The following is a 12,143-nucleotide window of genomic DNA, read 5'->3' as shown; positions in this document are numbered from 1 at the left end:
TCACCCGCTTCGGACCAAGCAACCGCGAGTGCTGGCGGGCGCACCCTACCTCGGGCGCCGCGGCTGGCCCCCCGGAGCCCCCGGCCGGGCCCGGGGGTCGCACCGGCCGGACAGTTCACGCCCACCGCCGCGGGCTAAGCGGCGGCCCTCCCCTGCGTTCACCCCGGGCACCCCCCGGGGTGCTTTCTGTCGAAGGTGCCGCCCTGCCGCCTGTGGAGCTCGACTAGCACCCGCTACCCCGAGGCCCCGGCCAGGCAACTGGCCGGGGCCTTTCTGCGTCTGGAGGCCACCCCACGCGCGCGCGGGCGCGACGTTCAACAAGCGTCTGGCGACCACCCTGCAGGCCGGCCACCCCACGCGCGCGCGGGCGCGTGGGAGAGGGTCGCCGGCGGGGACCGTTGCCGCGTAACGGGCGGGCGACTGCACACGGGCGGGGCGGGTTGTGTGCAGAGGGGGCGGGCGGCCTGCGCTGGATCCCCTGTGGATCCCCTAGAACCCTCGACCGTTCCCCCTTCGGGAAAATTCAGCCTAACCACCTGTTTAGTAAGCGCCCCGGACAGGAGTCGAACCTGTGACCTTCCCCTTAGGAGGGGGACGCTCTATCCACCTGAGCTACCGGGGCGTGGGGGATGCGCCGGAAGACCGCCGCTCCGGCACCTGACCAGTATATCAACCGGCGTGGCCCCCGGCGCAGCCGCGCGCGCCCCGGGAGGGGCGAGCTGGCGGTGGCGGCGCTCGGCCCCGGTCGTCAGCGGCGGGTCGCGCGGCGCAGGAGCGCGTCGGTGCGCCGCTTGCGCAGGGCCCGGGCGTCGCGTTGCCGCTTCTCGGCCATCTCGACCAACTGCTCGTGGGAGCCCTTTGCGTCCTCCGGCCCGCGGCGCTGGACGTAGCCGCCGTCGGGCTGCATTTCCCAGGCGCTGCGCTGGTCGTTCCACTGGATGTCGAGGATGGTGCGGAGCGTGGCGCGATGCGCGAGATCCTCCACGGGGGTCACCACCTCGACCCGGTGCTCCAGATTGCGCCTCATGCAATCGGCGGAGCCGATGAAGTACTCCTCGTCATCGCCGTTTCGGAAGTAATAGATTCGGGCGTGCTCGAGGAAGCGTCCGACGATGCTGACCACCCGGATGTTTTCCGAAAGCCCCGGCACCCCGGCGCGGACCCGGCAGGTGTCCCGGATGATGAGGTCGACCTTGACGCCCGCGAGGCTGGCCCGGTAGAGGGAGCGGGCGATGTCGGTGTCCTCCAGCGCGTTCATCTTGAACTGGATGTGCCCCTGCTGCCCCCGGCCCTGGAGCTCGATCTCCCGGTCGATCTTGGCGAGCAGGGCCTTCTTCAACTGCTTCGGCGCGGGCAGGAGCTTGCGGTAACGCCGGTTCGGCGTGTAGCCGGTGGTGAGGAAATTGAACAGCTCGGTCGCGTCGTGGCCGATGTCCTCGTCGCAGGTCATCAGCCCGAGATCGGAGTAGATCCGCGCGGTGTCGGCGTTGTAGTTGCCCGTTCCGATGTGCACGTAGCGGCGCAGCCCGCCGTAGTCGCGGCGCACGATCAGGACGACCTTGCTGTGGGTCTTCAGCCCCACCACACCGTAGGTCACGTGAATGCCGGCTTCCTCCATCCGGCTGGCCCAGCGGATGTTGGCGGCCTCGTCGAACCGCGCCTTCAACTCCACCGCGACGGCCACCTGCTTGCCGTTCTCCGCCGCGTCGATCAGGTAGTCGATCACCTTCGTGCGGCTCGACGTGCGGTAGAGGGTCATCTTGATGGCGCGCACCTTGGGGTCGCGGCTCGCCTCCGCGAGGAGCCGCTCCACCGAGGTGCTGAAGGACTCGTAGGGGTGCTGCAGGAGCAGGGAGCCGTTCTCGCGGATGATGTGAAAGATGCTGCGGGTGCCCTGCAGCTTTGCGTGGTCGATGGGGCGATGCGGGGCGTCGTGCAGCGCGGGGATCTCGATGCCCGCAATCTCGAACAGGTGGCGCGGCGCCATCATGCGGTCGGTCTCGAAGATGTCCGCCTCGCTGTTCAGGCGCAGCTCGGCGCCGAGCATCCCACGACGGACCGGGTCCATTCCGGGCTTGACCTGGACCCGAACGATGGAGGCGAACTTGCGGTCGCGAAGCTCGCTCTCGATGAGGGACATCAGGTCGTCCGCGTCCTCCTCGTTGCGCTCGGTGTTGGCGTTGCGGGTCACGAAGAACGGCTCGACCGCCACCACCTCCATCCCTGGGAAGAGCAGGTCCAGGTTGTGGGACATGACGTCCTCGAGGGTGGCGAAGCGCAGACCCCCTTCCAGACGCAGGAAGCGGGGAATGCCGGACCCGACCGGCACCTTCACGCGCGCAAGGGAGAGATCGCCGTCCGGGTAGCGCAGCGTCACCAGCAGGTTCAGGGACAGGTTCGAGATGAACGGGAAGGGGTGCGCCGGGTCGATGGCCTGCGGGGTGACGAGCGGGAAGATGTTCTGGAGGTAGTCCTGGCGCAGAGCCTCCTTTTCGCCGTCCGTGAGGTGGTCGTATTCGAGGAGGAACACCCCGTGCGCCTCGAGCTGGCTCAGCAGTGCCGGGACGAGCGCGTCACGCTGCGCCTCGAGCTCGCGGATGACCGCGTAGCTCGCCTCGATCTGCTGCTGCGGAGTGCGCCCGTCGGCGCTCAGGTCCTGGAGGCCCGCTCCCACCTGCTGTTTGAGCCCGCCGATCCGCTTCATGAAGAATTCGTCGAGGTTCGAGCTGACGATGGCCGCGAACTTCACGCGCTCCAGGAGTGGCGTGCGTTCGTCCATCCCCTCGTGCAGCACGCGGCGGTTGAACTCGAGCCAGGTGAGCTCCCGGTTCAGGAAGACGCCGGGCGCCTGCAGGTCGACCTCCGGCGCGGGTGCCGCTGCTGGTGCGGTTGCGATTGCGGAGTCGGTAGCGGGGGACGGGGGAAGGGGCTTGGACGCAGGGGCGGCGGTTTTCTTGGGCATGGTCGTCGTGCCGTGATCAGTGACTGGAGAGAACGTGGTGGTACAGCGCCACGTATTCGGCGGCGCTGCGGTCCCAGCTGAAGTCGGCGGACATCCCGTTGCGCTGCACGGCGCGCCAGTTGGCGCGGTCGCGCTGCGCCAGGAGGGCCCGATGGATCGCGGCCAGCAGTTCCACCTCGGTGGCTCCCTGGAACACGAACCCGGTGGCCGTGCCGTCGTCGAGGGTCGCGGGCGTGGTGTCGACCACGGAGTCGGCGAGCCCGCCGGTCTGGCGCACGATGGGCGGTGTGCCGTAGCGCATGCTGTACATCTGGTTCAGCCCGCAGGGCTCGAACCGCGACGGCATCAGGAAGGCGTCCGCCCCCCCTTCCACGAGGTGAGCGAGCGGCTCGTCGTAGCCGATGAGCACCCCGACGCGGCCCGGGAAGTCCTCGGCGGCCCGCCGCCAGCGAGCCTCGTAGGCCCGGTCCCCAGCCCCCAGGAGCACGACCTGGACCGGCTGGCGGAGCAGGGTGGGAAGGAGCTCCAGGACCAGGTCCACGCCCTTCTGCCAGGTCAGGCGCGTGACCATTCCGAGCACCGCCTGGGCAGGGTCCGGAGCGAGGCCGAAGCGCTCCTGCAGGGCGTGCCGGTTCACCGCCTTTTCGTCCAGGCTGTCGGGCCCGTACGGCTGGGGCAGGTGCGGGTCCCGGGCGGGGTCCCAGGCTCGCACGTCGATCCCGTTCAGCACCCCGCTCAGCCGGTCCCGGCGCGCGGCGATGACTCCCTCCATCCCGCTCCCGAAGGCGCTGGTCTGGACCTCTTGGGCGTAGGTCGGACTCACCGCGACGATGTGGTCGGCATAGACGAGACCGGCCTTCAGAAAGGACACGCGCCCGAAGTACTCCACGCCGTTCAGCCCGAAGCTCAACGGTGGGAGGGCAAGGTCGGTCAGCGTCTCGCGCGGGAAGTTGCCCTGGAACGCGATGTTGTGGACCGTGAGGACGATCCGCGCCCGCGCCTCCGGCATGTAGGCCAGTTGGGCGGCCGACAGGCCGGTCTGCCAATCGTTCGCGTGGATGACGTCGGCGAACCAGTGCGCGAGCCCACCCTCGCAGCCGAAGAGGGCGGCGACCCGGGACAGCATGCCGAAGCGCAGGGCGTTGTCGGGCCAGTCCCGGCCATCGGGGTCCACGTAGGGACCGCCGGGGCGCTCGTACAGGGCCGGACAGGCCAGGGCGTACACGGGGGTGTCGTCGCCCGGGAGCGTTCCCTGATAGAGCCGGGCCAAGGGCCAGTGGGGCAGGGGCTTGAGCTCGCCACCGACCGGCTCACCCGCGATCTGTTCGATGACGCCCGGGTAGGCGGGCAGCAGGACGCGGGCGTCGACGCCCGCCCGGCGCAGCGCCGGCGGCAGCGAGCCGGAGACGTCCGCAAGCCCCCCGGTCTTGACGAGTGGCTGGACCTCGGAGGCCGCGAAGAGCACGCGGAGGGGATCGGTGTGGTTCACTGGCGCGGCGCCTCGTCTCCAGCGGGCTTCAGGACGACACCCCCGAGGGGTGGGAGCATGATGTTGACCGAGTAGGGTCGACCCATCCAGGGTACCGCTTCCGCGCGCAGGTCTCCCATGTTCCCGAGATTGCTTCCCCCGTAATAGGCGGAGTCGGAGTTGAGGACCTCGTGGTACACGCCGGGGAAGGGGACTCCGATCCGGTATGGGTGGCGGGGGACGGGGGTGAAGTTCAGTGCGACGACCATCACCGAGTCGCCGTCCCGGCGCAGGTACGCGATGATGGACTGGGGCGCGTCGTGGCGGTCGATCCACTCGAAGCCCCGTTGGCTGAGCTCCTGGCGGTGCAACGGGGGTGAGTCACGGTAGAGGTGATTCAGATCGCGCACCAGCGCCCGCAGGCCTTCGGGGTCAGGGCCCGCGACGTATCCGCCGGACTGCCCGGTCATCGCGTCCCAGCTGCCCGCTTGCCCGGGAGCCCCGCCCATGAAGAGGAGCTTCTTGCCCGGGAAGGTCCACAGGTAGGTGTAGAGAAGACGGACGTTGGCGAGGCGCTGCCATGTGTCGCCGGGCATCCGGTTCCAGAGCGCCCCCTGGGGACCGGTCATCTCCTCGCCGCTCAGCGGCAGCACGTAGTTCTCCCCGAACGTGTGCATGGGGCTCAGCGTCAGCATGTCGTGATGATAGTGGCGGTAGACGGGGTCCTTGGCGAAATACTCCAGGGTGTCGTGCATCCAACCGCTGCTCCAGCGCAACGTGAAACCGAGCCCGCCGAGCCACGGCGGACGCGTCAACTGGGGCCAGCCCGTCGGCTCCTCCGCCACCATCAGGCTGCCCGGAACTTCCGTTCGCACCATTTCGGTCAGCTCGCGCAGGAACTGGATCGCGTCCAGATTCTCGCTTCCACCGTATTTGTTCGGGGTCCACGCGCCCTCACCGCGCTCGTAGTCGAGATACAGGGCGCTCGCCAGGGCCGGCAGCCGCAGGCCGTCCAGGTGCATCTCCTGCAGCCAGAAGAGCGCGCTCGAGAGCAGCAAGCTGCGAACGCCCAGGCGCCCGAAGTCGAACGTGGCCGCTGACCGGGGCTCCACTCTCTCCGCGCCGGCAGACGCCTGCTCGAACAGTGCACTGCCATCGAATCGCGTGAGCTCGCGGGCTACGAAGACTGCCGGCCAATCGACCAGGACGCCCATCCCGTGCCCGTGGCAGCGGTCCACGAAGTAGCGGAAGTCTTCCGTGGTCCCGAACCGCGGCGAGGGGGTGAACGGCGTATCCGTGGCGGGGCGTCCCCCCTGCTCACTGCAGGCGACTCCGGCGAGCTCGACGTGGGTGAAGCCGAGCGCTGCGGCCTGGGGTACCAGTCGGTCCGCAAGGGCCCGGTACCCGAGTGGGCGGCCATCCGCCTCGCAGCCCCAGGCCCCCGGGGTGGCCTCGAAGATGGCGATCGGCTCCCGCAGCCAGCCGCGGGCGGCGCGGGCGCTCATCCAGCCTTCGTCCTGCCAGGCTTGAGGCTGAGGGTCACGCACCACCGCGATGCCGGAGCCGGGCGCCGCCCACTGCGTGGCGAAGGGGTCCAGGCGCTCGATCCATGGCCCCGCTGCCGTGCGCAGAGCGAATCGATAGCGAGCGCCCGGTGCAAGACCGGGGACGAACGACTCCCAGACGCCCGAGTCCTGGCACCGGCGCATCGGCTGGACACCGGGTTTCCAGCCGTTGAAATCGCCGACCACGCTCGCCGCCTCCGCTCCCGGTGCCCACACCGAAAACAGGACCCCGTCGGCGGCGCCCACGCGAGCGAGGTGCGCGCCGAGCATGCGGTGCGCCCTGCGGTGCTGTCCCAAGAGGAAGTCGCGGAGGTCGGAGAGGGGGATTGCGGGGGGGACCTGAGCTGCCTGCGAGACGGCGCCTTGGAACGTGCGCACTGGCGGCTGTTCGTGGGAGGACATCGTCGGCGCCGTGGTCGTGGAGGACCGCGGCCGCAACGGCGCGGACCTCGCATTGAGTGCAGTCGCCGGGATGGTAACATAAGGCCGCGGCGACCAAGGGAGGGCCGGTCAGGGAGGACCGGGCTGGACCCTGCGAGTAGGGCCCGATCGGGCGACCGGAGGTAGCATGCCTTCCACCGACTCAATTCGTTTCGTCAGCCGTCTCACCCGCGACACTCTGGCCCTGATCCTGGCAGGCGGACGCGGCTCGCGTCTCAAGCACCTGACGCTCTGGCGGGCGAAGCCCGCGACCCCCTTCGGCGGGAAGTTCCGCATCATCGACTTCCCGCTCTCGAACTGCATGAACTCCGGAATCCGCCGGGTCTGCGTGCTCACCCAGTACAAGGCGCACTCGCTGCTCCTGCACGTCCAGCATGGTTGGGGGTTCCTGCGCGGTGAGTTCGGCGAGTTCGTGGAGCTCCTGCCCGCCCAGCAGCGCGTGCAGGAAACCGCGTGGTACCAGGGAACGGCCGACGCCGTTTACCAGAACCTGGACATCATCCGCGACCACAACCCCAAGTACGTTCTGGTCCTGGCCGGTGACCACATCTACAAGATGGACTACGGCCCCATGGTCGCGTACCACGTCGAGTCGGGCGCGGACATGACGGTCGGTTGTATCGAAGTGCCGGTCGAGCAGGCCCGCGAGTTCGGTGTCATGACGAGCGACGCCGAGGGAAGGGTGGTCGAATTCCAGGAGAAGCCCGCCCACCCCACACCGGTTCCTGGCAAGCCGGACGTGGCCCTCGCATCCATGGGGATCTACGTCTTCAACCGCGCCTTCCTCTTCGATCAGTTGATCCAGGACGCGGACCGGCGCTCCTCGAGCCACGACTTCGGCAAGGACATCATCCCCTCGGTGCTGAAGGAGTACCGGGTGATGACCTACCCCTTCCGTGACGTCCAGACGGGGCGACAGGGATACTGGCGCGACGTGGGAACCGTAGACGCCTTCTGGGAGGCGAACATGGTGCTCGTCAGCGTCAGCCCCGAGCTCAACCTCTACGACAAGGATTGGCCCATCTGGACCCATCAGGCTCAGCTGCCGCCGGCGAAGTTCGTGTTCGACGACGAGGATCGCCGGGGGATGGCGGTGGACTCGATGGTCTCCGGGGGCTGCATCATATCGGGTGCCTACTTGCGGCGGTCGTTGCTGTTCTCGAACGTGCTGGTGCACTCGTACTCGCGAATCGAGGATACGGTCGTCCTGCCCGATGTCGAGATCGGGCGCCACTGTCGGATCCGGCGGGCGGTTCTCGACCGCGCCTGCATCGTCCCCCCAGGCACGGTCATCGGGGAGGACCCCGAGAAGGACGCGGAGCGTTACTACGTGACCGAGGGCGGGGTGGTCCTTGTCACGCCGGAGATGCTGGGGCAAGAGATCCACCGTGTCCGTTAGCCGGCCTGCGGGGGATACGCCATGAGCGGGGGTGCGTCTCCCCTCGCTCGCCGGTGTGCCGGGGTGCTGCTGCATCCGACCTCCCTGCCCGGAGGGCACGGAAACGGTGACCTGGGCCCGGACGCCTTTCGCCTGGTCGACTTCCTGCAAGCCGCCGGCTTCACGGTCTGGCAGACGCTGCCCCTGGGGCCTACCCACGACGAGGGCTCGCCCTATCGTTGCCAGTCCGCACACGCGGGCAGCGAGCTCCTGGTGAGCCTCGACCGCCTGGTGGCGGACGGCCTGCTCGTGCCCGACGGAGGGCCCCGGCCGGGGGAGCTGCCCGAGGCCTATCGGCGCCGCCGTCTGGGCGAGGCCTACCGGGCGCACCGCTCGGGGGGACACGAGGAGTCCCGGCGCGAGTGCCGGGGCTTCGCCGAGCGCCACCGCTACTGGCTCGACGACCACGCCCTCTTTCAGGCGTTGCGGGAGGCCCAGGGCGGGCGTCCCTGGTGGGAGTGGCCGGCCGGGCTGCGGGACCGGGCTCCCGCAGCGCTCGAGGAGGCTCTCGCGACCTACGGGGACGCCGTGGACCAGCGGCGCTTCGAGCAGTTCGTCTTCTACCGTCAGTGGGGCGACCTGCGCCGCTACGCCAACGAGCGTGGCGTGCGGGTGTTCGGGGACATCCCCCTGTATGTCGCCGAGGACAGCGCCGACGTCTGGGCGTACCGGCAGTGGTTTCGGCTCGATTCGGAAGGCCGACCGACGGTCGTCGCGGGGGTTCCGCCCGACTACTTCTCCGCGACGGGCCAGCGTTGGGGCAATCCCCAGTACGACTGGGACCGTCTGCAGGCCGACGGCTTCTCCTGGTGGGTGGAGCGCCTGCGGACTCAGTTGGAGCAGTTCGACCTCCTGCGCATCGACCACTTCCGTGGCCTGCAGGCCTTCTGGGAGATCCCGGCCAGGGAGCAGACCGCAGTGGCGGGACGGTGGGTGCTGGCCCCCGGGGAAGCCCTGCTGAACCGGCTGCGGGAGGTGTTCCGGCGCCTTCCGCTCGTGGCGGAGGACCTCGGGTTCATCACGCGCGAAGTGGAAGAGCTCCGTGACCGATTCGGCCTGCCGGGGATGAAGGTGCTGCAGTTCGCCTTCGGGGGAGGCTCCGGCAACCCGTACCTGCCGCACAACCTTCCGGTGAATGCGGTGGTGTACACCGGCACCCACGACAATGACACCACGCTCGGGTGGTTCCACTCCCTGGACCAGGCCACTCGCGACTACGTGCTCGAGTACCTGGGCTGCGCGGCCGACGCCATGCCGGCGGCCCTGTGCCGCGCAGCGCTCGCGTCGGTATCCAGGATGGCGGTCCTGCCCATGCAGGATCTGCTGGGGCTCGGCTCCGAGCACCGCATGAACGTGCCCGGCACGCACACGCCCCGGAACTGGCGCTGGCGGTTCACCTGGGAGGGGCTGGCGCCGGGGACGGAGCGCTTGTACCGGCGGCTCCTCGAGATGTACGGGCGTGTCTGAGCGGGAGGGGTGGTCGGGGACGGGACCATGACGACGGGCGGGCAGATCACTCGATGACGGGGGGGCGCACGTTGCGGGTGGGCGTCGACGTCGGGGGCACCCACGTGCGCGTCGGGGTCGTCGACGGGCTGCAAGTCGTCTGGGAGGCGCGCATCGCGGCGCACTTCGCCCGGGTCTGCCGTCCCGAGGACCCGGGGGGCTCCCTCGCCCACGTGCTGGGAGTGCTCGCCGAGGCCGTATCCGGCGCCCTGGCACGGTTCCCGGAGGTGGTCGGGGTGGGACTCGCGATCCCGGGATTCCTCGACCCGGCGAGCGGCCGTCTCGTCAGCTCGCCGAACATCCCGGGCGTGGGGGACGCCGACCTGGTGACCCCACTGTCCGCGGCCTGGTCGGTTCCAGTGGTGGTGGAGAACGACGCGCTCGCGGCGGCGTACGGTGAGTGGGCGTTGCACCCGCGCCGACCCCCGAGCCTCGCCTACGTCGGGCTTGGCACGGGGGTCGGTGGGGGACTCATCCTGGAGGGGCGCCCGTACCGCGGCAGTCACGGGGTCGCGATGGAGGTGGGGCACCTCACCCTGGTCCCCGGCGGGCGGAGCTGCGGGTGCGGCAACCGGGGTTGCCTCGAGCGCTACGCCTCCGCGAGTGGAGTGATCCTGTCCTATCGGGAGGCGACGGGGCGCGAGCTCGAGGCCCACGAGATCGCCCGCCTGGCCGGGGAGGGGGACGCCCAGGCTCGGGATGCACTAGCCCTTGCGGGGGAGATGCTGGGCCGCGCGATGGCGCATATCCTGAAGGTCGCCGACGTCGGAGATCTGGTGGTGGGTGGGGGGCTCGCCGGGGCCTGGGAGTGGATGGAGCCCTCCTTCTCGTTCCGCATGAACGCCGACCTGATCCCGGTCCTGCGTGGACGCCTGACCGTGCAGCTGTCCCGGGCGGGCGACCAGGCCGGCATCGTCGGCGCGGCCCTGCTGGCCGATGGTGTCCGTGATAGTAAGTTGAGCAATAATAGAACGATAGGAACATAACGTAAGGTGTAATCGAGGGGCGAGCGTCGCCCCCGACGCGAGGTTTCCATGCGCGAGGGAGCGGAGGTGAGGTCGGCCTGGGCGGCGCTCGAGGCCCATTACGGGGAGATCGAGGGTCTGCACCTGCGGGAGCTCTTCGCGCGGGACCCGGGTCGTTTCGCCGAGCTCTCCGTGGAGGCCTGCGGGATCTTCATGGATTTCTCGAAGGGCCGGCTCACGCGGGAGACGCTGGGTCTGCTCGGGCGGCTCGCCGACGCGGTGGACCTGCGGGGCTGGGTGGAACGGATGTTCACAGGCCACCCCGTCAACGGCACCGAGCGCCGGGCGGCCCTGCACGTGGCGCTGCGCAACCGCGGCAACCGGCCGATCGTAGTGCAGGGCCAGGACGTCATGCCCGAGGTGAACGAGGTCCTGGCCCGCATGGCCCGGCTGTCGGAGGCGGTACGCCACGGTGACTGGAAGGGCTACACCGGCAAGGCCATCCGTTCCGTGGTCAACATCGGCATCGGGGGCTCGGACCTCGGCCCGGCCATGGTGGCGACCGCCCTCGCGGCGTACGGCCGGCCCGACCTCACGGGGCACTTCGTCTCGAACCTGGACGGCACCGACCTGGCCGAGACCCTGGCGAGGGTGGACCCCGAGACGACGCTCTTCGTCATCGAGTCCAAGACCTTCACGACGCAGGAGACGCTTACCAACGCCCGTTCGGCGCGTGCCTGGCTCGTCTCCCGGCTGGGCGACGAGCGGGCGGTGGCGCGGCACTTCGTCGCGGTGTCCACGAGCGAGGAGCGGGTGCGGGATTTCGGGATCGACCCGGAGAACATGTTCGGTTTCTGGGATTGGGTGGGAGGGCGCTACTCGGTGTGGTCGGCCATCGGCCTGCCGGTGGCGATCCTGGTGGGGATGGACCGCTTCGAGCGCTTCCTGGCCGGGGCCCACGCCATGGACGAGCACTTCCGCACGGCCCCCTGGGGGGAGAACCTGCCGGCCATCCTGGGGCTGCTGAGGGTCTGGTACGCGAACCTCTTCGGCGCGCCGACCCACGCCGTGCTTGCGTACGACTACGCCCTGCGGCTCTTGCCCGCGTACCTGCAGCAGTTGGAGATGGAGAGCAACGGGAAGCGCGTCACGCGCGACGGGCTGCCGGTGGGCCGGCAGACCTCGGCGGTGGTCTGGGGCGCCCCGGGCAACAACGGCCAGCACGCCTTCTACCAGCTCCTCCATCAGGGTACGCGCCTGGTGCCCGCCGATTTCATCGTGGCCGTCGAGGCCCAGCACGAGCTGCCAGGGCACCAGGAGGGGGTGCTCGCGAACGCCCTGGCCCAGACCGAGGCGTTGATGCGGGGGCGCTCGGAAGAGGAGGCGCGGGCGGAGCTCGCCAGGGCCGGGCTGGCCGGGGAGGCCCTCGACGGGGCGGTGCCCCATCGGGTGCTCCCGGGGAATCAGCCGACCACGACCCTCGTCTATCAGCGCCTGACCCCCGAGGTCCTGGGGGCGCTGGTCGCGCTCTACGAGCACGAGGTGTTCGTGCAGAGCGTGGTCTGGGGGATCAACGCCTTCGACCAGTGGGGTGTCGAGCTTGGCAAGCGGTTGGCTCGGGTCATTCAGCCCGAGCTCCTCCCGGGGGCCCAGGTGAGCGGTCACGACGCCTCCACGGCGGGACTCATCGCCCTGGTCCGGCGGCGCAGGCCGCTGGCGCGTTAGCCCCGGGGGAAGTATGGTGACGGCCGGTCGAGAAGCCGCCGTGCGCCATTCGAGAGCATTCGGCGGGACACAT

7 protein-coding genes and 1 tRNA gene are annotated in these 12,143 nt (G+C 69.8%); 4 read left to right on the top strand and 4 right to left on the bottom strand.

The window, feature by feature from the left end; translation table 11 throughout:
• Nucleotides 1–548: 548 nt before the first annotated feature.
• The 4 genes from KA217_07420 to glgB form a co-directional block, all read right to left on the bottom strand.
• Nucleotides 549–622: transfer RNA gene (locus KA217_07420), tRNA-Arg, on the bottom strand.
• A gap of 126 nt (nt 623–748) precedes the next feature.
• Entirely contained in the window at nt 749–2,962 is a 2,214-nt protein-coding gene (gene ppk1, locus KA217_07415; GenBank protein ID MBP7712275.1) for a polyphosphate kinase 1, read from the bottom strand.
• 16 nt (nt 2,963–2,978) lie between these two features.
• The gene (gene glgA, locus KA217_07410) at nt 2,979–4,451 is read right to left on the bottom strand and encodes a glycogen synthase GlgA (protein ID MBP7712274.1); all 1,473 of its coding nucleotides are present in this window, start codon (nt 4,449–4,451) and stop codon (nt 2,979–2,981) included.
• On the bottom strand, nt 4,448–6,292 hold the full coding sequence (glgB, locus tag KA217_07405) for a 1,4-alpha-glucan branching protein GlgB (protein ID MBP7712273.1): 1,845 nt from the start codon (nt 6,290–6,292) through the stop codon (nt 4,448–4,450). Before glgB ends, glgA begins: the two co-directional genes overlap by 4 nt.
• A 271-nt stretch (nt 6,293–6,563) precedes the next feature.
• Between glgB and glgC the strand changes: the two genes are divergently transcribed.
• The 4 genes from glgC to pgi all read left to right on the top strand — a co-directional run bounded on the left by glgC (nt 6,564) and on the right by pgi (nt 12,070).
• A complete protein-coding gene (gene glgC, locus KA217_07400; GenBank protein ID MBP7712272.1) occupies nt 6,564–7,835 on the top strand; it encodes a glucose-1-phosphate adenylyltransferase in 1,272 nt (423 codons plus the stop codon).
• A 21-nt stretch (nt 7,836–7,856) separates the two neighbouring features.
• Nucleotides 7,857–9,341, top strand: a complete 1,485-nt coding sequence (gene malQ, locus KA217_07395; protein ID MBP7712271.1) for a 4-alpha-glucanotransferase — start codon at nt 7,857–7,859, stop codon at nt 9,339–9,341.
• 71 nt (nt 9,342–9,412) lie between these two features.
• Nucleotides 9,413–10,366, top strand: coding sequence for an ROK family protein (locus KA217_07390; GenBank protein MBP7712270.1), 954 nt, complete (start codon nt 9,413–9,415; stop codon nt 10,364–10,366).
• 48 nt (nt 10,367–10,414) lie between these two features.
• Nucleotides 10,415–12,070 (top strand): glucose-6-phosphate isomerase, encoded by a 1,656-nt coding sequence (gene pgi / locus KA217_07385; GenBank protein ID MBP7712269.1) that lies wholly within the window; start codon nt 10,415–10,417, stop codon nt 12,068–12,070.
• The last annotated feature ends 73 nt before the right edge of the window (nt 12,071–12,143 follow it).

The organism is Gammaproteobacteria bacterium, assembly GCA_017999615.1.
Taxonomy (GTDB): Bacteria; Pseudomonadota; Gammaproteobacteria; order JAABTG01; family JAABTG01; genus JAGNLM01.
The sequence above is the reverse complement of the archived record's forward strand: the minus strand, read 5'-3'. Positions and strand labels throughout refer to the sequence as shown.